General features: G+C 68.1%; 16 protein-coding genes and 1 pseudogene. 12 read left to right on the top strand and 5 right to left on the bottom strand.

Translation table 11 applies throughout. From position 1 onward, the window contains the following. Nucleotide 1 precedes the first annotated feature (1 nt). The 6 genes and pseudogenes from V8Z74_RS18695 (at nucleotide 2) to V8Z74_RS18670 (ending at nucleotide 7,379) form a co-directional block, all read left to right on the top strand. Entirely contained in the window at nucleotides 2–637 is a 636-nt protein-coding gene (locus tag V8Z74_RS18695; protein WP_349710597.1) for an HD domain-containing protein, read from the top strand. 239 nt (nucleotides 638–876) lie between these two features. After that, complete coding sequence (locus V8Z74_RS18690) at nucleotides 877–1,182, top strand: hypothetical protein (protein ID WP_349710596.1); 306 nt, start codon at nucleotides 877–879, stop codon at nucleotides 1,180–1,182. A 75-nt stretch (nucleotides 1,183–1,257) separates the two neighbouring features. Beyond that, nucleotides 1,258–2,319 (top strand): efflux RND transporter periplasmic adaptor subunit, encoded by a 1,062-nt coding sequence (locus tag V8Z74_RS18685; RefSeq protein ID WP_349710595.1) that lies wholly within the window; start codon nucleotides 1,258–1,260, stop codon nucleotides 2,317–2,319. Continuing rightward, nucleotides 2,319–5,429: an efflux RND transporter permease subunit gene (locus tag V8Z74_RS18680; protein WP_349710594.1), complete on the top strand. Its 3,111-nt coding sequence runs from the start codon at nucleotides 2,319–2,321 to the stop codon at nucleotides 5,427–5,429. The genes V8Z74_RS18685 and V8Z74_RS18680 overlap by 1 nt, the downstream gene beginning before the upstream one ends. Before the next feature lie 59 nt (nucleotides 5,430–5,488). Continuing rightward, a pseudogene (locus V8Z74_RS18675) lies at nucleotides 5,489–6,725 on the top strand (TolC family protein). 129 nt (nucleotides 6,726–6,854) lie between these two features. After that, the gene (locus V8Z74_RS18670) at nucleotides 6,855–7,379 is read left to right on the top strand and encodes a cytochrome b (protein ID WP_349710593.1); all 525 of its coding nucleotides are present in this window, start codon (nucleotides 6,855–6,857) and stop codon (nucleotides 7,377–7,379) included. Nucleotides 7,380–7,414: 35 nt separating this feature from the next. Here the strand turns inward: V8Z74_RS18670 and sbcB are convergent, their stop codons facing one another. The 3 genes from sbcB to cls all read right to left on the bottom strand — a co-directional run bounded on the left by sbcB (nucleotide 7,415) and on the right by cls (nucleotide 11,366). After that, a complete protein-coding gene (gene sbcB, locus V8Z74_RS18665; protein ID WP_349710592.1) occupies nucleotides 7,415–8,857 on the bottom strand; it encodes an exodeoxyribonuclease I in 1,443 nt (480 codons plus the stop codon). Between the two features lie 176 nt (nucleotides 8,858–9,033). After that, nucleotides 9,034–9,870 carry an NAD-dependent protein deacetylase gene (locus V8Z74_RS18660; protein WP_349710612.1) on the bottom strand — a complete coding sequence of 279 codons (837 nt, stop codon included), beginning with the start codon at nucleotides 9,868–9,870 and terminating at the stop codon, nucleotides 9,034–9,036. Between the two features lie 35 nt (nucleotides 9,871–9,905). Then, nucleotides 9,906–11,366, bottom strand: coding sequence for a cardiolipin synthase (gene cls, locus V8Z74_RS18655; protein WP_349710591.1), 1,461 nt, complete (start codon nucleotides 11,364–11,366; stop codon nucleotides 9,906–9,908). 275 nt (nucleotides 11,367–11,641) lie between these two features. On the opposite strand from cls, the gene V8Z74_RS18650 reads away from it, so the two are divergent. Together V8Z74_RS18650 and V8Z74_RS18645 are read left to right on the top strand one after the other, a co-directional pair. Continuing rightward, nucleotides 11,642–11,938, top strand: coding sequence for a helix-turn-helix transcriptional regulator (locus V8Z74_RS18650; protein ID WP_066480606.1), 297 nt, complete (start codon nucleotides 11,642–11,644; stop codon nucleotides 11,936–11,938). 27 nt (nucleotides 11,939–11,965) lie between these two features. Further along, on the top strand, nucleotides 11,966–13,288 hold the full coding sequence (locus V8Z74_RS18645) for a type II toxin-antitoxin system HipA family toxin (RefSeq protein WP_349710590.1): 1,323 nt from the start codon (nucleotides 11,966–11,968) through the stop codon (nucleotides 13,286–13,288). Nucleotides 13,289–13,420: 132 nt separating this feature from the next. Here the strand turns inward: V8Z74_RS18645 and V8Z74_RS18640 are convergent, their stop codons facing one another. After that, complete coding sequence (locus V8Z74_RS18640) at nucleotides 13,421–14,269, bottom strand: fumarylacetoacetate hydrolase family protein (protein WP_349710589.1); 849 nt, start codon at nucleotides 14,267–14,269, stop codon at nucleotides 13,421–13,423. Between the two features lie 49 nt (nucleotides 14,270–14,318). Next, entirely contained in the window at nucleotides 14,319–15,050 is a 732-nt protein-coding gene (locus V8Z74_RS18635) for a maleate cis-trans isomerase family protein (protein ID WP_349710588.1), read from the bottom strand. Nucleotides 15,051–15,331: 281 nt separating this feature from the next. On the opposite strand from V8Z74_RS18635, the gene V8Z74_RS18630 reads away from it, so the two are divergent. The 4 genes from V8Z74_RS18630 to V8Z74_RS18615 all read left to right on the top strand — a co-directional run bounded on the left by V8Z74_RS18630 (nucleotide 15,332) and on the right by V8Z74_RS18615 (nucleotide 20,143). Continuing rightward, nucleotides 15,332–16,639 carry an MFS transporter gene (locus V8Z74_RS18630; RefSeq protein ID WP_349710587.1) on the top strand — a complete coding sequence of 436 codons (1,308 nt, stop codon included), beginning with the start codon at nucleotides 15,332–15,334 and terminating at the stop codon, nucleotides 16,637–16,639. Between the two features lie 116 nt (nucleotides 16,640–16,755). After that, a complete protein-coding gene (locus V8Z74_RS18625; RefSeq protein ID WP_349710586.1) occupies nucleotides 16,756–17,934 on the top strand; it encodes a serine hydrolase domain-containing protein in 1,179 nt (392 codons plus the stop codon). An 8-nt stretch (nucleotides 17,935–17,942) separates the two neighbouring features. Continuing rightward, complete coding sequence (gene hydA / locus V8Z74_RS18620) at nucleotides 17,943–19,376, top strand: dihydropyrimidinase (protein ID WP_349710585.1); 1,434 nt, start codon at nucleotides 17,943–17,945, stop codon at nucleotides 19,374–19,376. Between the two features lie 20 nt (nucleotides 19,377–19,396). Further along, nucleotides 19,397–20,143 (top strand): aspartate/glutamate racemase family protein, encoded by a 747-nt coding sequence (locus V8Z74_RS18615; protein WP_349710584.1) that lies wholly within the window; start codon nucleotides 19,397–19,399, stop codon nucleotides 20,141–20,143. Nucleotides 20,144–20,160 lie beyond the last annotated feature (17 nt).

Raw genomic sequence — 20,160 nt, 5'->3', positions numbered from 1 at the left:
AATGAACGCCACCACGACGGATATGCAATCCCTGTTCCTGCGCTCCTGGCAGCGTGCCTGGCACGGGCTGGGCGCCACGCCTGCCGAAGGCCTGCTGCAGACGCTGCTTTCAGCCTATGCCGAGCCCCAGCGCCACTACCACACCCAGCAGCATCTGGCCGAATGCCTTGCGCATTTCGAAGCCGTGCAGGACCAGGCACTGCGCCCGGCCGAGGTGGAGATCGCGCTCTGGTTCCACGATGCCGTCTACGACGTCAAGGGCAAGGACAACGAGCTGCGCAGCGCACAGTGGGCCGCCCGGGTGCTGGAAGACGGCGGCTTGGACGAGGCGGCCTGCCGCCGCGTGCATGCGCTCGTCATGGCCACCTGCCATGAAGCCACGCCCCAGGACGGCGATGCGCAGCTGCTCGTGGACATAGATCTCGCGATCCTGGGCGCCAGCCCTGCGCGCTTTGCGGAGTACGACACCCAGGTGCGCGCCGAATATGCCTGGGTGCCGCGCCTGGTTTACGGCATCAAGCGCAGGCAGGTGCTGCGGGGCTTTCTGCAGCGCAAGGCCATCTATGCGACACCGTATTTCCACGCCCGGCTCGAGCCGCAGGCGCGCGCCAATCTGCGCCTGTCCACGGCGCCCTAAGCATCTGCGCGATCTGCTCGAGCCGGCCTCGATGGGCGAGCGCCACAGGCGGTTGCCGGTTGCCGCCGCCGGGCACGGCGCTACAATCGGCCCCCATGTCGCGTGCGATCCAGAGACTTTCTCTGCGGAGCGCGGTGCTGCTGCTGATCATGGTGGCGCAACTGCTGATTCCGCTGCTGCACGGCCATTTCGGAACCCCGAATCAAGCTGGCCTGCATGTACACGCGATGCCTTCGAGAATGGCTGATTCTCATTTCCATCTTTTCGCCGGACACGGCACTGCCGACGACCTGCACTCCCACTTGGCCCAAGCCGAGCCTTTCGAAGTCGACGTGCAGGATGCGCTGCAGCCGCTGGACCTGCTGCCCATGCCGCTGCTGGCCGTCATGGGCCTGGCTTTGCTGACCCTGGGCCTGCGCGCCGCGCGCATGCGCTGCGTGGCACCCAGGCCCATGCCAGGGCCGGAACCTGCATGCCGGATCCCACGCTGGCGCGGGCGTGTGATACGGCCCTCTCCGGCGCAGGCGCCGCCTCTTCTTTCCTGAACTCCCGGGCCTGTGCAAGGCCTGTCGGCATCCGCGCATGCGCGGATGGCTTCCATTCGTTTTCCGGAGTCAGGAATGTTCTTCCACCGTTGGCTGCTGGCGGGCGCACTCGCGCTGCCAGCTTGTGCCCCCATTTTTTGCATGGCCGCTGATGCCGCGGCCCTCTCCCCCGAGCAGGCACGCACGCTGGGCGTGCGCTTCCAGTCCATGCAGAGCTCTGCCGAGCTCGAAATAACAATCCATGCACGCGTGGTGCTGCGCCCCGATGCCCATGCCGTGGTTGCCGCGCCCTATGCGGGCGCCGTACCGCAGGTGCTGGTGGCGCTGGGCCAAGCGGTACGCGCCGGCCAGGCCGTGGCCGCCTTCACCAGCCCCCAGCTGTATGAGGCACGGCGCGCCCTGGCCGAGGCCGAGTCGCAGTCGCGCCTGGCCCGGCAATCGCTGGCGCGCGACCGATCGCTCTACGACGACGGCATCATTGCCGCCAGCCGCTGGCAGGCTACCCAGGCCCGCGCCACGGAGGCCGCCGCGATGGCGCAGGCCCGGCGGGCCGAGCTGTCGGCCAGCGGCGTGATGCTGGCCGGCAACGAGGCCCGGCTGCTCGCGCCGCGGGGCGGCATCGTGACCGAGGTCCTGGTACAGCCCGGAGCGCGCGTCGAGGCTTCGGCACCGCTGGTGCGCGTGGCCGACACCAAGGCACTGGAGCTGGACCTGCTGCTGGGCCATGAAGTGCCTCTGCCCTCCTTGGGCGACAGCGTGCAGGTGGGCTCCCGCGGCGCCACTGGCCAGGTGGCGGGCATGGCGCCCGTAGGCGACGGCTCGGCCGGCATGCGCGTGCGCGTGGCGCTGAGCAGGAACGGCGATCTGCGCCTGGGCGAAAGCGTCACGGCCACATTGGCCTTGAAGAATGCGGCCCGGGCCGGCGAACGGCTGCGCATTCCGGCCGCGGCGCTCGCGCACTGGCAGGGCCAGACCGGCGTGTTCCTGGCCACCGGCAAGGGCGTGCGCTTTGCTCCTGTACAGGTGGACGCCAGCGACGAGGCCACGGCCGTGGTGCGCGGGACGCTGCCGCCCGATGCGCGCATCGCGGTCACCGGCATCGCCGCGCTCAAGGGCTTGCTCGCCGGAGGTGAGTGATGCTGGCACGGCTGATCAATTTTTCGCTGCGCCAGCGGGCTCTGGTGCTGCTCGCGGCCCTGGCCCTGGCGCTGGCCGGCGCCTGGGCCTATGTCCATCTGCCCATTGACGCTTTCCCCGACATCTCGCCCACCCAGGTCAAGGTGATCCTCAAGGTGCCGGGCATGACGCCCGAGGAAGTGGAGCAGCGCGTCTCCACGCCCGTGGAGCAGGAACTGCTGGGCCTGCCGCACAAGACCATCGTGCGCTCGGTCTCCAAGTACGGCATCAGCGACGTGACGGTGGACTTCGCCGAGGGCACGGACGTGTACTGGGCGCGCCAGCAGGTGTCCGAACGGCTGGCCGGAATGCAGCGCGAGCTGCCGGCCACGGCCGAAGGCGGGCTGGCCCCCATCACCACGCCGCTGGGCGAGATGTTCATGTTCACCATTGATGGCGAGGGCTATTCGCTGGCCGAGCGTCGGCGCGTGCTGGACTGGGTGATACGCCCCGCCCTGCGCACCGTGGCCGGCGTGGCCGATGTGAACGCGCTCGGCGGTGCGGTGCGCGGCTATGAGGTGATTCCCGATCCGGCGAGGCTGCGCGCGCGCGGCGTGACGCTGGACCGGCTGCGCCAGGCGCTCGAAGCCAACAACCGCAATGACGGTGCGGGCCGCCTGGACCGCGGCGAGGAACACTGGGTAGTGCGCGTGGAAGGCGGGGTGCGCGGGCTTGAAGACCTGCGCGCCATCGTGGTCGAGCCGGCCCGGGAGGGACGCACCGCGGCCACCGTGGGCGATGTGGCCACGGTGCGCCTCGGCGAAGCCACGCGCAACGGTGCCGTGAGCCGCGACGGCCAGGGCGAGGCCGTCGAGGGACTGGTGCTTGGCCTGCGCGGCGTGGATGCGCGCAGTCTGGTCGAGGCCGTGCAGGCTAGGCTCGACGAGCTCGCGCCGCGTCTGCCCCGGGGCATGAGCACCCAGGTGTTCTACAACCGCGGCGAGCTGGTCTCGCGCGCGGCCGGCACCGTGGTGCGCGCGCTGGTCGAGGCCAGCGTGCTGGTGGTGGTCACGCTGTATCTGTTCCTGGGCGGCGTGCGCGCCGCTCTGGTGGTGGCGGCCACGCTGCCGCTGTCCATGCTGGCCACCTTCCTGCTCATGCGCCATGTGGGCCTGACCGCCAATCTGATGAGCCTGGGCGGCCTGGCCATCGCGCTGGGCATGCTGGTCGATGCCTCGGTGGTGGTGGTGGAAAACATAGAGACCGCGCTGGCGCACAGGCCCGACGGCGCAACGCCGGCACAGCCCGCAGAGCGCCTGGCCTTGATCCGCGATGCCGTCTCCGCCGTATCCGCGCCCATGCTGGCCGGGGTGTCCATCATCGCCATCGTGTTCCTGCCGCTGCTCACGCTGCAGGGGCTCGAGGGCAAGCTGTTCTCCCCCGTGGCGCTGACCATAGTCCTGGCCCTGGGGGCTTCGGTACTGATAGCCTTCACCGTGGTTCCGGCGCTGGCCTCGCTGCTGCTGCGCGCCCATGCCGGCGACGCGCCCTGGCTGATGCGCAAGCTGGGCCATGGCTTTGCACGCCTGCAGCTCTGGAGCCTGGCGCACCGCCCCATGGTGTTCGGCATCGCGGTGGCGGCGCTGGCGGGCGCAGCGGCCCTGTACCTGTCGGTGGGCAAGACCTTCATGCCGACCATGGACGAAGGCGATCTGATCGTGCAGTTGCAGAAGGCGCCGTCCATCTCGCTGGCGGCATCGCTGGACATGGACCGGCGCGTGCAGCAGGCATTGCTCAGGGAGGTGCCCGAGATACGCTCCATCGTCGCGCGCACGGGCTCGGACGACCTGGGGCTGGACCCCATGGGCCTCAACGAGACCGACACCTTTCTGGTGCTCAAGCCGCGTGCCGAATGGCGCGGCAGCAAGGAAGACATCGCCGACGCCATACGCCGTGTGCTCGAAGGCTTTCCGGGGCTGATCTACGGCTTTACCCAACCGATCGAGATGCGCGTGTCCGAGATGCTGACCGGCGCGCGCGGCGACGTGGCCATCAAGATCTTCGGTACCGAACTGGCCAGGATCGATGCGGCGGCCCAGGCAATCGCAGCCAGCATGCGCACCGTGCCCGGCGCCGCAGAGGTGATCGCGCCCAGCAACAGCGGCGTGCAGTACCTGCAGGTGGTGCTCAATCGCGCCGCGCTGGGCCAGTCGGGCTTTTCCGGCGATGCCCTGCAGGCCCAGCTGCGCGCGCTGGTGGAGGGCGAGCGCATAGGCATCGTGCCCGAGGGCATGGTGCGCACGCCGCTGCTGCTGCGCGGCGGCACGGCGCTGCGCCAGTCCCCCGAAGGCCTGGCCGGCCTGCTGGTGACCGCGCCTGACGGCACGAACTGGCCGTTGACTTCGCTGGCCACGCTGGCTGCGCAGGATGGCCCGGTGCGCATCGACCATGAGGATGGCGCGCGCTTTGCCGTGGTGCAGGTCAACGTCGAAGGGCGCGACCTGGCCGGCTTTGTGCGCGAGGCCCAGGCGGCCGTGGCGACCATGGCAGAGACAGACCCCAGCCTCAAGGAGCTGCGCATTGTCTGGGGCGGCCAGTTCGAGAACCAGCAGCGTGCGGCCGCGCGCCTGGCCCTGGTAGTGCCGCTGGCGCTGGCCGCCATCTTCGTGCTGCTGGTGCTGACCTTCCGCTCGCCAAGGCAGGCGATGCTGGTCATCGCCAACATTCCGTTCGCGCTGGTGGGCGGCATGGCGGCGCTGCGCGCGGCGGGGGAATACCTGTCGGTGCCGGCCTCGGTGGGCTTCATCGCGCTGCTGGGCATTGCCGTGCTCAACGGCGTGGTGCTGGTCTCGCACTTCAACGCGCTGCTGGCGGGCGGCATGGAGCTGACCCGGGCCGTGCGCCAGGGCGTGCGCGACCGCTTGCGACCCGTGCTGATGACGGCCTGCATCACCGCGCTGGGCATGGTGCCCCTGCTGCTGGCCAGCGGGCCGGGCTCGGAGATCCAGCGGCCGCTGGCCGTGGTGGTGGCCGGCGGGCTGGCCAGTTCCACGGCATTGACCTTGCTGCTGCTGCCGCTGCTGTTCGAACGCTTCGGCGTTCCCCGCGCCGCCAAGGAGTCTCAAAAATGAGAGCTATCAGCACTTTACAGACAAGGGCTGAATGCCTTTTTTACCGAGTTTTCAAGAAAATGAGCATGAAACCTCTGCGGCCTGCCTGGGGTGCGGCCCTGTTGCTGGCGGGCGCGGCCCAGGCCCAGAGCTACCTGCCGCCCGAGGCTGCGGTGCGCGCAGCCGTGGAGCAGTCGCCCACGGTGCAGGCCGCCGATGCGGCCCGGCGCGGTGCCCAGGCCCGCGCCGACGGACTGCGCGCCGGCCCGCATGAAACCGTGGTGCGCGCCATGGGGCAGCGCCGCTGGGTGCGCGATGGAACGGGCCAGCGCTTCGGTGAAGGCCAGATCGCCATCGAACGCCCGCTGCGCCTGTGGGGCAAGTCCGAAGCCGATGCCGAACTGGCCGACGCCACGCTAGCCACGGGCCGCGTGGCTGCCCAGGACGCCCGGCACGAGACGGCCCGCCAGCTGCTGGCGCTGTGGTTTGCCGCGCTTCGCGCCGGCCAGGTTCGCCAAGCTGCGCAAGACAATGCGGACGCCGCAACGGAACTGGCCCGCATCACCGAGCGCCGCCTGCGCGCCGGCGATGCTGCCAGGCTGGAAGCCGAGCTGGCCGCGGCAGAAAAAGCACGCATGCAGGCTGCATTGGCGTCGGCCGAAGCCGCATGGGCCGCGGCCCTGGCCGAGCTGCAGGCGCGCTTTCCCGGGCTGGGCGCGCCCGCCGATGCCGCGCCCCCCCCTGCCGCAGCTGCCTGCGCAGCCGGCCGGTTTGCGCGCGCGCTATGTGGAGCACAGCCACGAATTCCTGCTGGCGCAGGCCGAGGAAGCACTGGCGCTGCAGCAGGCGCGCCGCACCGACCTGGAGCGCCACCCCGACCCCACGGTCGGCGTGTTTGCCACCAGCGAGCGCGGCGGCGCCGAACGTCTTGCCGGCGTGAGCCTCAGCCTGCCGCTGGGCTCGGCCCACCGCGAGGCCCAGGCCGCGGCCGCCCTGGCCGATGCCGACGCGGCCCTGTCGCGCCGCCTGGCTGCACAGCGGCAGCTGGGGGCCCAGTTCGACGTGCTCTGGCAGCAATTGACCGGAAGGCGCGCGGCGGCGCTGGCCCAGGAGCAGGCGGTCACGCTGCAGCGCAGCGCCGCCGACCGCGCCCTGCGCAGCTACCGTGCCGGCGAATCGGGCCTGGGCGAGCTGCTGGCCGTACGCCGCATGCTGGCCGACGCGCTGCTGGCCGAGCGCCTGGCACGCAGCGAGGCCCTGGAGAGCGACAGCCGCCTGCGGCTGGACCTGCATGAGCTCTGGGACTTCGACGATTGATCGCCTCGCAAGCCGCCGAGGCCGCCCTTCGACGGCGGGCTGCAGCCTCCTATCGCGCCGGCCCGGCTATCCGGCGCGGTAAATGATGGACATCAATATGTTTTTTGCCGAAAGCGAAAAGAATGCATCATGACCCGTTCAGACACTTACTCCCGCCCGCTGGTGCTGCTGCACTGGCTGGTCTTCGTCGCGGCCGCTCTGGCCGTGGCGGCCATAGAGATCAAGGGCTTTTTCCCCAAAGGCTCGCCCGAGCGCGCGCAGATGGCCGTCTGGCATGAGAGCTTCGGCCTCGCCGTGCTGCTGCTCATGACGCTGCGCCTGGCGGTGCGCGCCAGTACCGGGGTGCCGCCGCTGCCGCCCGGCCCGCGCTGGATGGAACTCTCGGCCCAGGCCATGCACTGGCTGCTTTACCTGCTGATGCTGGCCATGCCGGTGCTGGGCGTGCTGGCCGTGGCTTGGTCGGGCAAGCCCGTCCCCTTTTTCGGCGCCTCCTGGATGCTGCCGCTGACGGTGGATGCGCCGCTGGGCCGCAGCCTCAAGAACATCCACGAGGCCGGCGCCAACCTGGTGTTCGCAGCCGTGGGCCTGCATGCGGCGGCCGCGCTGTGGCACCAGTTCGTGCTCAAGGACGGGCTGCTGCGCCGCATGAGCTGACGATAGCGGTCCTCCGCGGGGGCCGCTCTCCGGCCTCAATCCGCTTCCGGCAGCATGGCGTCGGCATAGTCGTAGAGATCGCCCAGGATCTCCTCGCCGCGCTCGTCCGCGGTTTCCGACAGCGCATCGATCATGGCGAACATCTGCTCGGCCGTGCGCGCGCCGCCCCGCCCTTCGATCAGGCAGGCCGCGCGGTGCTGCTCCCAGCGCCGCTGCTCCGCCGCGGTCAGCGTGGCCGGGAAGTTGCGCGCACGGTAGCGCCAGACCAGCTCCGTCAGGCGCGCATCATCAAAACCGGTCTTGTCCAGCGCCAGCTCCTGTGGCGAGAGACGCTTGATGCGCTCCAGACGGCGGCGGTCCTCGTTGCCTACAAAGCCGCCATACAGATCCTGGTCGGCGTCCAGCGGCTCACCCGCCTCGCGCGTGAAGACGGCCTTCCATTGCGCACTCATATCGGGCAGGTCGCGGGCCACCGCCGCATGCTGCATTGCCAGTTCCATGTCCACGCCCCATTTTTCGGCCATGGCCGGGCTCAGCGTCTTGAGGCTGCCGACCACCATGGGCGACTTGTTGATGTGAATGCTCTTGATTGGCAGGCGGCTCATGCCTTCGGGCAGCTCGGCCTGGCGCGTGAACAGGCGCAGGCGCAGATCCTCGATACCGATGCCGGCCAGTTCGCCGGGGTGCTGCGACAGGTCCCAGCAGATGATCTCGTTCTTGTTGACCGGGTGCGTGGCCAGCGGCCACATCACGGCCAGGCAGCCGCGCGCGGGGCTGATCATGCCGGTCACATGCAGGAAGGGGCGTGCATGCTCTTGCGCGGCGGGCAGGCCCATTTCCTGCAGCACGCGGTCCTTCTTGTGCAGCGCAAAGGCAAAGTCGAACAGCCGCGGCTGCCTTTGCCGGATCAGGCGTGCCAGCGCAATCGTGGCGCGCACGTCGGACAGTGCATCGTGGGCCTGCTCGTGCAGCAGGCCGTTGGCACGCGCCAGGTCCTCGAGCCTGAAGCTCACGCTGCCATCTTCCTTGGTCGGCCATGCAATGCCTTCGGGGCGCAGCGCATAGACCATGCGCACCACGTCCAGCAGGTCCCAGCGGCCGCAGCCGTTCTGCCATTCGCGCGCATAGGGGTCGGTGAGATTGCGCCAGAACATGAAGCGCGTGATCTCGTCGTCGAAGCGTATGGTGTTGTAGCCCACGCCCACGGTGCCGGCCTGGGCGAGTTCGGCCTCGATGCGGGCCGAGAACTCGGCCTCGGTCACGCCTTCCTCCAGCGCGCGCTGGGGCGTGATGCCCGTGATCAGGCAGGACTGTGGATCGGGCAGATAGTCGTTGGCCGGCTGGCAGTACCACATGACGGGCTCGCCGATTTCGTTGAGCTCGGCATCCGTGCGGATGCCAGCGAACTGCGCGGGCCGGTCGTAGCGCGGCTGGGCGCCAAAGGTTTCGTAGTCGTGCCAGAAAAAGGTATGAGCCATGGGCCCGAAGTATGCCCGCGAACCGGATGCCCGCAGAGATTGCGAGGCACCCGGACTGTCAAAACCAGGAGCTGCCGGCGCCTGTCAACAGGCAACTTCAGCCTTTATCGATTCGAAATTCTTTAACTGATGCGCGCCAGCAGCTCATCAATCAATAGCAACCCGGAGCAGCAGCCTCAGGCCGCCTGCGCCAGCTCCATCAGGGCCTGGCCGACTTCGCCGGCATGCTTGAAGTCCAGCAGCGCATCGGCGCGCGTGCGGCCCTGGTTGACGGCCACCAGGCTCTTGCCCTGCTCGGCCGCGGCCAGGGCGAAGCGATAGCCCGAATACACCATGAGTGAGGAACCCGCGATCAGCACGCCGTCGCAGCGCGCCACCGCCTCCAGGCCTGCCTGCACGCGCTCGCGCGGCACGCTTTCGCCGAAGAACACCACATCGGGCTTGAGCAGGCCGGTGCCGCAATGCGGGCAGGCCGGCACGTCGAAGCCGCTGAAATCCCGGTGCTCGAGGTCTGCATCGCCGTCGGGCGCGGGCGCCGCATACAGGCGTGCCCATTGCGGATTGCGCTCCAGCAGGCGCTGCTGCAGGTCCGCACGCGCATGGCGCCGGCCGCAGTCCATGCAGCGTACGGTATCGATGCGGCCGTGCAGGTCCAGCGTCTGCCGGTTGCCGGCCGCGCTGTGCAGGCCGTCCACGTTCTGGGTGAGCAGCAGCTCCAGTCGGCCCTTTTGCTCCAGCACGGCCAGCGCCTTGTGGGCCGTGCCCGGCCGGGCCTGGCCCATGACGCGCCAGCCCAGCATGCTGCGCGCCCAGTAGCGCCTTCTCACCTGTTCGTCGCCCATGAAGGCCTGGAAGGTCACGGGCTGGGGCCGCTTCCAGGCGCCCTGCTCGTCGCGGTAGTCGGGGATGCCCACTTCGGTGCTGCAGCCCGCGCCGGTGACCACCAGCAGCCGCTTGCGCGTCAGGCCCCAGTCCAGCCAGCGCTGGCGGGTGTCGGTCGAGGCATCGGTCATTGTGGTCTCCACGGAAGTCATGGCCTGGGGTTCCTTCAGAGCAGCGGCGAGCACAGCCGTGCGGCCGAGCTGAACAGCCGCCGGCCCAGCCCTCTTTCGCTCTTGTACGAGACCGGATGGGACTGGCGCAGGTCGGCGATGAACTGCTGGGCCAGATGCCGGTTGAGCTCGGGGCCGTAGCCGATCACGCAGACCTCGAAATTGAGGAAGAAGCTGCGGTAGTCGAAATTGGCCGTACCGATGATGGCGATGTTCTCGTCCACCAGCAGGGTCTTGGAGTGCAGCATGCGCGCCTCGTATTCGTAGACGCGCACGCCGCTGCGGATCAGCTCGTCGAAATAGGAGCGCGCAGCGCCCGTCACCAGGGCCGAATCGGACTTCCTGGGCACGAGGATCTGCACATCCACGCCGCGCAGCGAGGCATTGGTGAGCGCGGCCAGGCCGGCCTCGGTGGGCACGAAGTACGGCGTGGTCAGCCAGATCCGCTGCTCGGCCGCATTGATGGCCGCCAGATGGGCGCGGTAGATGGCATGCAGCCCGCTGTCCGGGCCCGAGGTGATGACCTGCATGGGGATGTCGCCGTCGGGCATGTCGGGCAGCAGCGCATCCACCTCCACGTCGGTCGCCAGCTGGGCCGGCGCCTTTTCCAGCGCATAGGCCCAGTCCTCCATGAACACGGTCTGCAGCCAGTTCACGATCGGGCCTTCCACATGCAGGTGCACGTCGTGGTAGGCATCGCTGCGGATGCGCTCGTTTTCCTCGTCGGTGACGTTGACGCCGCCCGTGAAGCCCACCAGCCCGTCGCAGACCAGGATCTTGCGGTGGGTGCGGAAATTGATCACCGGCCGCAGACGCCGGCCTATCCGGGTGTCGTGAAAGCGCGCCACCTGGGCCCCGGCGTCGAGCAGCGGCTGCAGGAACTTGCGCCCCAGCTTCTTGGAGCCCAGCGCGTCGATCAGCAGCCGCACCGCCACGCCGGCGCGCGCCTTTTCCACCAGCAGGTCGCGCAGCGCCGTGCCGGTCCGGTCCGGTTCGTAGATGTAGTACTCCAGATGCACATGGTGGCGCGCGGCCCGCACGGCCTCGGCAATGGCATCGAAGGTGGCCGCGCCGCCCGTCAGCAGCCGCATGCGGGTGGCGCTGCTGACCGGGAAATCGCTGGTGGCGGCCACCAGCCGCGCCACCTGGTGCAGGCGCAGGTCTCCCTCGGGCATGCGATCGCGCAGCCTCTGCATGCTGGCACGCACCTTGGAGCGCTTGCGCGAGCGCAGCCGCTTGATGCGCTGGCGTTTCAGGCGCTGTGGCCCGAAGAAGTAATAGATCGCCAGGCCCAGGCCGGGCAGCGCCGCCATGGACAGCAGCCAGCTCAGCGTGGCCACCGGGGCGCTGCGCTGCAGCAGAATCCAGACGCTGACCACCACCACATACAGCGACCAGCCAATGGACAGCCACCACTTCACACCTTCGTGGCTGATCTGGGAAGCTATCCAGTCCAATTCGAAACTCCTTGAAATCCTGTGCCGCCACGGTGCGGCGCAAGCGCCTGTGCCCTGACCGGCCCCGGCCTGCACCTGCACAAGCCGGCTGCACCAGGGCACCGGATTATTGTCCTGCCGTCGCACCGCCTGTGCAGCCTCGGCATGGATACCGGGCCACAGCCTGCATTGCGGGCTTGACGGCCGCATGAAGCAGGTGCAGCGTATCAGCAACGCACAGCACCAAAAAGATACTGAATATACTCATTTTTCAAATAAAGCGTATATTAAGCATCATGACTTCCGATCTTATCCAAACCCTGGCCTTGGCGCGCAAGGCTGCCCAGATCACCCAGGCCGAGCTGGCCGAGCGCGCCGGCCTGTCGCGCATGGCCGTGCAGCGCACCGAAACCGGCGATGTGGATCCGCGCTTTTCCACGCTGCAGGAGATGGCGCGCGTGCTCGACATGGACCTGATCGCCGTGCCCTCGGCCCTGCGCGCGCAGCTGCAGGCCTTCATACAGTCGGGCGGCAAGTTCCTGGCGCAGCCGCAGGGGGCGGATGCGCCGCCTTCGATCGTCGACAGGCTCTAAGCCCTGCACCCGGTCACAACCGCCGCCATGAGCACCGCCATCCGCTATCTGCGCCTGTACATGCACCGCCCCGCGGCCCAGGGTGGCGGTCGGCGCGGCATCGGCTACCTGTCCCAGTACGGCGACATATTGCGCATCTCGTTCGACGAGGACTACATAGCGGACAGCGCGCGCCCCACGCTCTCGCTGAGCTATACGGGCGAGACCGAGGCGGCGACGCGGCAGATCCTGGCTTCGGCGCGCGATGCGCGCCTGGTGCGCACCGACGGCCGCTGGCCCGTGTATTTCCAGAACCTACTGCCCGAAGGCCATAACCGCGAACGGCTTGCGGCCGAACGCGGCTGCGCGCCCGACGACGAGTTCGAGCTGCTGGCCGCCGCCGGCCACGACCTGATGGGCGCACTGGAAGTGGAGCCCGTGCCGCCGCAGGCCGGCGTGCCGGACACCGTGCGCCACTGGCACACCACGCAGGGGCTGGACGTGCTGGAGCCGGGTTTTGTGGAGTTCCCCGTGGCCGATGCGGCCTCGCTGCCCGGCGTGGTCACCAAGTTCAGCGCAGTGCACAACGGCCGGCGCTACACCATCCACCGCCATGGGCAGGCGGGCAGCACCATCCTCAAGCTGCCCACCAGCCGCCATCCCGATCTGGTGGAAAACGAATACATGGGCTACCAGCTGTGCCAGGCCCTGGGGCTGCGCTGCGCCCAGGCCAGCATCGTGGGCCGCGCCGAGGCCGAGCTGCCCGAACAGGTGCCGTTCGACACCATCCTGGCCGTGGCGCGCTTCGACCACCTGCCGGGCGGCGAGCGCATCCACATGGAAGAGTTCAACCAAGTGCTGGGCTATGCGCCTCGCCAGAAGTACGGCCAGCACCATGGCGCCGAGCCGCTGCGCGACTGGGCCGTCATGCTGCGCGTGCTCAACCGGCTCAGCCCCGAGCCCGTGCAGGACACGCGCGAATTCCTGGCGCGCATGCTGGCCTTCATGCTCATGGGCAATACCGATGCCCACCTGAAGAACTGGGCTCTGGTCTACCCGGACGGGCGCCATCCGCGGCTGGCACCGCTGTACGACCCGGTCTGCGTGGCAGCCTTCTTCGCCGATGCGCCACCCGGCCAGTACGCGGTCAACCGCGCCATCGACGAGAGGCTGCGCCGCCTGGACTGGGACGGGCTGCGCGCCCTCATGCAGGCCGGCGGGCTGCTGCGCATTCCGCGCCACATCAGCCTGCTCAAGGATTCGCTGCAGCAGGCCCGGGCGCTGTGGCCGTCGCTGCTCAAGGACGCACCGGCCAACATGGCTGCCGCCGTCAGCGAGCGCCTGCAGGGCGGCATGGCGCTGACGCGCTAGCGCCGCCGCAGGGCCATACCGGGTGCGGCAGACACCGCCGGGCCAGTCGAAGGCTTGCGGTTGTGGCGAAGCGCGAACCCGCAGCCAGTACGGCCATACGGCAAGGCTTTGCAGCGACGCCGAAGATTGCCGTCAGTGGCCCGAAGCTTCACAGACCAGGCGCTGCTCGCCCAGCCCGTCGGCACCCAGGCGCATCACGTCGCCAGGCTTGAGGAACACCGGGGGCTTTTGCCCCAGGCCGACGCCCGCCGGCGTGCCGGTCAGCACCACGTCGCCGGGCTCCAGCGTCATGAACTGGCTGATGTACGAGATCAGCGCGGGCAGTCTGAAGATGAAGTTGGCCGTGTTGCCGTCCTGCATGCGCTTGCCGTTGACTTCCAGCCACAGGCCGATGCGGTGGGGATCGGGGACCTCGTCGGCCGTCACCAGCCAGGGGCCCAGCGGCGCGAACGTGTCATGGCTCTTGCCCTTGGTCCACGTGCCGCCGCGCTCCAGCTGCCAGCTGCGCTCGGACACGTCGTTGGCCAGCACGTAGCCTGCCACATGCGACAGGGCCTGTGCCTCGGTCACGCGCCGCGCGCGGCTGCCGATGACCACGCCCAGCTCCACCTCCCAGTCGACCTTGTCCGCGCCCGGCACCAACTGCACCGGATCGCCAGGCCCGCTGATGGCCGTCACGGCCTTCATGAACAGCACGGGCTCGGCCGGCGCGGGCAGCCCGGCCTCGGCCGCATGGTCCGCGTAGTTGAGACCGGCGCAGACGAGCTTGCCCACCTGCGCCACGGGGCAGCCCAGGCGCGGCGCGCCCTCGACCCTGGGCAGGCGGCTCCAGTCCGCATGCCGGATGCGCTCCAGCGCGTCCGGGCCCAACTGTCCCGGGCCCCAGTCGGGCACCAGGGATGATGCGTCACGCAGCACGCCCTCGGCGTCCAGCAGCCCCGGGCGCTCCGCACCCGCGCTGCCATAGCGAAGCAGTTTCACGATGGTTGTCTCCTCTGGAATCGTTCAGGTTCGATATCGAATCCCCGCATCATGCAACATCGAACAGACGGCCCCAGCCCTGGATGGCCGAGGGGTCGCGCCCGGCCGCACGCAGCATGCCCCAGACCGTGGTGCTCACGGTATCGAGCAGCGGCACGCCCCAACGGCGCTCCACCTCTTCAGCCAGGTGCGCAGCGCGCAAATTGGTGCAGTAGGTGACGACGGCGTCGGGCCTGCCCTCCTCGATCACATCGCCGATGAGCTGCAGCAGCCGCTCGGGCTCCACCAGCGCAAAGCTGTGGTTGACCGATATGTCCATATGGCGCTCGGCTGTGGTTTCCACGCCCGCGGCGCGGTAATTGTTCACGATGCATTGCTGCACGTCCGCCGTGTAGGGGCTGACGATGGCCAGCTTCTTCACGGAGAGCTTTTGCATCAGCTCGTTGAGCGCCAGGATGGCCGTCGTGGCCTTGATGCCGGTGCGCTCGGCGATGCGCCCGCACAGCCGCAGGTCCGTGTCGAAACCGCGCCAGCCTGCGGCCGTGCCGCTCCAGCCGATCACGTCCACCTTGGCATCGGCCAGCAGCTCGGCGGCAGCCAGGATCTTGCTGTCGTCGAACTGGTTCAGCGCACCTTCGGCCAGCGAAATCTCGGTCACCGTGAAGCGGGAAAAATGGGCCGAGCAGTTGCCCGCGCTGGCGGCCAGCGCACTGGTCAGGGGCTCCAGCGCAGTGTTGGAAGAAGGCGTGAGCACGCCCAGGCAGGTTGTAGTTGCAGTCATCTTGCTTGTCTCCGTTGCATGAGGAACCGGCGAAGCGGCTGGCCGGTATTGTTCTCCCCGCCGCAAGAAACGTCAACAATATTGTCGACAGTCACTTGAAGAAGATTCGTCACCAAACCTCCAGCCAGGCGATACCGGAGTCGCAAGCCTGCAGGGTTTCAGAAGAGCAGTTCAGGGATAGATCGCCAACTAGGTGTTTACGATATTGTCGACAATATTGTCGACAATTAGATTTCAGCCTCACATCGAACAACTAACCAACCGATGGAGCGAGACCCGAGATGCAAATCCCCACCGCAATTTCCACGCCGCATGCGGCGGCGGCACCGACCAAGGTGCGCTGGAAGATCTTCCTGATGATGCTGTTCCTGATCGCGATCAACTACATCGATCGCGCATCGTTGTCCGTGGCCATGCCCATGATCGCCAAGGAGTTCGACCTCAGCCCCGCCATCCAGGGCCTGCTGATGAGTTCCTTCTTCTGGACCTATGCCTTCATGCAGATTCCCGGCGGCATGCTGGCCGACCGCTTCGGCCCGCGTGTCGTGATCGTCTTCTCCACGCTGGGCTGGGGCTTCTTCCAGGCCATCGCCGCGGCCTGCACGGGCTGGGTGTCGCTGCTGATCACCCGCCTGGGCCTGGGCGCCTCCGAGGCCCCCATCTATCCGGCCGGCGGCAAGCTCAACGGCATCTGGATGACCCAGAACGAGCGCGGCCGCGGCGCCACGCTGCTGGATGGCGGCGCTCCGCTGGGCGCAGCCCTGGGCGCGCTGATCATCGCGGGCCTGCTGACCCACTTCGACTCCTGGCGCATCTCCTTCGTGGTGGCCGGCGTGGGCACCATGATCGCCGGCGTCTTCGCCTGGTGGTACATCCGCAACCATCCGCGCCAGCACCCCGGCGTCAACGAGGCCGAAGCGTCCTTCATCGAGCAATCCCACGCCGCCGACCTGGCCGCCGAGCCCACCCACAGCAGCGGCAAGGTGATGGACTTCTTCAAGTACCGCTCGGTCTGGGGCATGTTCTTCGGCTGGATGTGCTTCAACGCGCTGTTCTACGGCCTGTTGACTTGGATGCCGACCTACCTGTCCAAGGTGCACAACATGGACATCAAGCAGATGGGCGGCGCCGTGTTCATCATGTTCTTCTCGGGCTTCGTCGGCGAGATGGTCGGCGGCTGGATCGCCGACAAGTGGAAGGCCGCCGGCGCTTCCCAGGCCAAGGTGCTGCGCACGCTGTTCGGCATCGCCTCGGTGATCGCCACCGTCGCCATCTACAACGTGGCCCGCTTCAAGGATCCCGTGACCATCGTGGTCCTGCTGTCGGTGACCTTGTTCTTCCTGCGCTGGTGCGGCCTGTTCTGGTGCGTGCCCTCCATCCTGGGCACCCGCAACCGCGTCGGTTTCCTGGGCGGCGTCATGAACCTGGGCGGCAACTGCGCCGGCATCGGCGTGCCGATCCTGGTGGGCGTCATCGTCCAGGCCACCGGCTCCTACGACATGGCCATGATGCTCTTCGCCGCCGCCGGCGCGGGCCTGTTCATCTGCTCTTCGATCCTGATCGACTACAGCAAAAAGATCCCGGTCTAAGTACCGCAGCCGCCCGGCCATCCTCGATGGAGAAGGCCCTGCAGTCCCCGGCACGCCGGGGATTGCAGAGGCATCGACCTGGCACCCGGGCACGGAACCTCTTACGGAGAACACCCATGAGCACGCTTCGCATCCGCCGCATCTGCGGCGCCATCAGCCTGGCGCTGGCCACCGCCGCGCCCCTGCTCGCCCAGGCCTCGGACCTGCCCACCGCCTCGCCCGAGAGCGTGGGCGTCGATTCGCGCCCGCTGGTGCAGCTGTCGCAGATGATCCGCAAGGAGAACCTCGACGTGCGCAGCTTCCTAATCGTCAAGGACGGCAAGCTGATCTACGAACGCTACAGCAAGGGCCTGACGCGCAACCACAACTACGAGCTGTACTCCATCACCAAGAACGTCACAGCCCTGGCTGCCGGCGTGCTGGTGGACGAAGGCCGCAGCAAGCTCGACGAGAAAGTGGCGCCGATCCTGGCCAAGGCGCGGCCCGATCTCAAGGAGGCCTTCTCCGACAAGCAATCCATCGAACTGCGGCATGTGCTGTCCATGTCCACCGGCCTGGTCTACAACTTCAAGCCGACCGACGACCCGATCTACTACGGCGCGCCCGACCGTCTCAAGCTCGCCGCCGAAACCACGCCCAAGGTCACGCCCGGCACGGCGTTTGATTACACCGACGTGAACCCCATCCTGGCCAGCGCCACGCTGGGCGCCGACGCCGGCATGCCACTGCAGAACTTTGCCGACGAGAAGATCTTCAAGCCCATGGGCATGACCCACTACGCCTGGGAGCGCGCCGACGACAAGGGCCTGGTCTCCTCCGGCTGGGGCCTGCGCCTGCGCGCCGTGGACATGGCCAAGCTAGGCCAGCTCGTTCTATCCGGCGGCCGCTGGGAGGGCAAGCAGATCGTCTCCCAGGCCTGGGTCCGCACCATGACCGCACCTACCTCGGCGCCCTGGTATGGCTATTACTGGTGGATCAACGACATCGTCGCCACCGAGCCCGAGACACACGCCATGGGCTTCAAGGGCCAGTTCATCGTGGTCCTGCCCGAGCGCAATGCCGTCGTGGTCATGACCAGCATGCTGCCCATCGAAGGCGGCCTGCGCGAATCCCAGAACGTGCTGGCCATCCGGCGCATGGTCAACGACTACGTGCTGCCGGCCCTGGACAACCAGGCGCATGCCAAGCCCACGCCCGCCAGCCGCAAGGCCCTGGCGCGCGAACTCGAACTCGCATCGCAACACCAGGGACGGGCCGGAGCACCGGTCGACCCCACCGACACCCCGAAACTCTGACATTCAGCATGACATCCCGCGAATTTGATCTCGTAGTGCGCAATGCGCGCGTTGCCACCGCCAGCGACATCTTTGATGCCGACATCGCCATACGTGACGGCAAGATCGTCCAGCTCGGCGCCCACCTGCCCGCCGGCGCCCGCGAATACGACGCCGCGGGCCGCGTGGTCACGCCCGGCGGCATCGACGCCCACTGCCACCTGGACCAGCCCATGGAGCCGCCCGTGCGCATGGCCGACGACTTCGACAGCGGCACGCGCGCCGCGGCCTGCGGCGGCACCACCACGGTGATTCCGTTTGCGGCCCAGGCCAGGGGCCAGTCGCTGCGCGCCGCAGTGCAGGACTACCACCGCCGTGCCGAGGGCAAGGCGCATGTGGACTACGGTTTCCACATGATCGTCAGCGACCCGACGCCCGAGGTCCTGGAAAAGGAACTGCCCGAACTGATCCGCGAAGGCTACACCTCCTTCAAGATCTACATGACCTATGACGATCTGAAGCTCAACGACGGCCAGATCCTCGATGTGCTGGACGTGGCGCGCAGGTACGACGCCACCGCCATGATCCATGCCGAAAACGCCGACTGCATCCAGTGGCTGACCAAGCGCCTGGAAGCCAGCGGCCGCACCGCGCCGCGCTACCACGCGGTCTCGCGCCCCATGCTGGTGGAGCGCGAAGCCACGCACCGCGCCATCGCGCTGTCCGAGCTGGCCGACGTGCCCATCCTCATCGTCCACGTCTCGGGCCGCGAGGCCGTGGAGCAGATCCGCTGGGCCCGCTCCCACGGCATGAACATCATGGCCGAAACCTGCCCGCAATACCTGTTCCTCAGCGCTGAGGATCTGGGCATAGACGACAGTTACCAGGGCGCCAAGTGCGTGTGCAGCCCACCGCCGCGCGATCAGGCCAACCAGGAAGTGATCTGGAACGGTCTGAACGACGGTCTGTTCACAGTGTTCTCCTCGGACCATGCGCCGTTCAACTACGATTCCCCCGAAGGCAAGAAGCCCAATGGCGAGGAAGTGTCCTTTGGTCACATTCCCAACGGCATTCCTGGCATTGAGACCCGCCTGTCGCTGCTCTACACGCACGGCGTGCTGGCCGGCCGCATGACGCTCAACCGCTTCGTGGAACTCACCTCCACCAACCCTGCCAAGGTCTACGGCCTGCATCCACGCAAGGGCAGCATTGCCATCGGCGCCGATGCCGACCTCGTGGTCTGGCAGGAAGGCGAACGCGCCATCAGCAACCGCGATCTGCATGACAACGTGGACTACACGCCCTATGAAGGCCAGCAGCTCAAGGCCTGGCCCTGCCTCACGCTGTCTGCGGGACAGGTGGTCTGGGACGGCGAGCAGTTCCATGCCCGCCCCGGCAGCGGCCGTTTCCTGCAGCGCGGCGCGCCCACCTTGCTGCCCAAGCGCCATCAGGCCCGGTTCTGAAACTCCCGCACGCACACACCATGAAACTGCTCATCATCAACCCCAATATCTCCGAGAGCGTCACCGCCCTCATCGAGAAAGAAGCCAGGCTGGCCGCCGCGCCGGGCACGGAGATCACCATGCTGACCGCGCCCATGGGCGTGGCCTATATCGAGACGCGTTTCGAGGCCATGATCGCAGCCTATGCCGTGGCCGAGCTGGCCGCCGAACATGCGCACCAGCATGACGCCGTCATCCTTGCGGCCTTTGGCGATCCGGGCCTTGAAGGCCTGCGCGAGGCGCTGGACATTCCCGTGCTGGGCATGACCGAGTCCGCGCTCATGAGCGCCTGCATGCTGGGCAAGCGCTTTTCCATCATCGCCATCTCCCGGCGCATCACCGCCTGGTACCGCGACATGGTGGAACGCAACGGCCTGGACGGCCGCCTGGCCAGCATCCGCTGCCTGGACGAGCCGCTGCGCGACATCGGCAGCGTGCAGGACGACCATGCGGCCCGCCTGCAGGCCCTGTGCGAAGCCGCCGTGAGCGAGGATGGTGCCGACGTGCTGATCATCGCCGGTGCGCCGCTGGCGGGCCTGGCCCGCTCCATCAAGCACCAGTTGCCCGTACCCGCGGTCGATGGCGTCTCCAGCGCCGTCAACCACGCGCAAAGCCTGGTGTCGCTGGCGCCCGCACCGGCGCGCGCCGGCAGCTTCGCCAAGCCGCCGCGCAAGGACTTCAAGAACCTTCCTCCAGGGCTGACCCGGCTTTTCGGCCAATTGCCCTGAACGGTTTGCGGGATAGC

The sequence above is a fragment of the Comamonas sp. w2-DMI genome, from assembly GCF_040187735.1.
GTDB lineage: Bacteria > Pseudomonadota > Gammaproteobacteria > Burkholderiales > Burkholderiaceae_C > Comamonas > Comamonas terrae.
Note: the sequence above shows the minus strand (reverse complement) of the source record. Positions and strands in the feature narration are given on the sequence as shown.

Excerpts from the sequence above, each read along its gene's own strand:
- V8Z74_RS18660 (WP_349710612.1), bottom strand. The coding sequence starts at position 9,870 with ATGACCGATGCCTCGACCGACACCCGCCAGCGCTGGCTGGACTGGGGC.
- V8Z74_RS18630 (WP_349710587.1), top strand. The coding sequence starts at position 15,332 with ATGCAAATCCCCACCGCAATTTCCACGCCGCATGCGGCGGCGGCACCG.
- V8Z74_RS18615 (WP_349710584.1), top strand. The coding sequence starts at position 19,397 with ATGAAACTGCTCATCATCAACCCCAATATCTCCGAGAGCGTCACCGCC.
- V8Z74_RS18680 (WP_349710594.1), top strand. The coding sequence starts at position 2,319 with ATGCTGGCACGGCTGATCAATTTTTCGCTGCGCCAGCGGGCTCTGGTG.
- sbcB (WP_349710592.1), bottom strand. The coding sequence starts at position 8,857 with ATGGCTCATACCTTTTTCTGGCACGACTACGAAACCTTTGGCGCCCAG.
- hydA (WP_349710585.1), top strand. The coding sequence starts at position 17,943 with ATGACATCCCGCGAATTTGATCTCGTAGTGCGCAATGCGCGCGTTGCC.
- V8Z74_RS18670 (WP_349710593.1), top strand. The coding sequence starts at position 6,855 with ATGACCCGTTCAGACACTTACTCCCGCCCGCTGGTGCTGCTGCACTGG.
- V8Z74_RS18635 (WP_349710588.1), bottom strand. The coding sequence starts at position 15,050 with ATGACTGCAACTACAACCTGCCTGGGCGTGCTCACGCCTTCTTCCAAC.
- V8Z74_RS18695 (WP_349710597.1), top strand. The coding sequence starts at position 2 with ATGAACGCCACCACGACGGATATGCAATCCCTGTTCCTGCGCTCCTGG.
- V8Z74_RS18685 (WP_349710595.1), top strand. The coding sequence starts at position 1,258 with ATGTTCTTCCACCGTTGGCTGCTGGCGGGCGCACTCGCGCTGCCAGCT.
- V8Z74_RS18690 (WP_349710596.1), top strand. The coding sequence starts at position 877 with ATGGCTGATTCTCATTTCCATCTTTTCGCCGGACACGGCACTGCCGAC.
- V8Z74_RS18650 (WP_066480606.1), top strand. The coding sequence starts at position 11,642 with ATGACTTCCGATCTTATCCAAACCCTGGCCTTGGCGCGCAAGGCTGCC.
- V8Z74_RS18625 (WP_349710586.1), top strand. The coding sequence starts at position 16,756 with ATGAGCACGCTTCGCATCCGCCGCATCTGCGGCGCCATCAGCCTGGCG.
- V8Z74_RS18645 (WP_349710590.1), top strand. The coding sequence starts at position 11,966 with ATGAGCACCGCCATCCGCTATCTGCGCCTGTACATGCACCGCCCCGCG.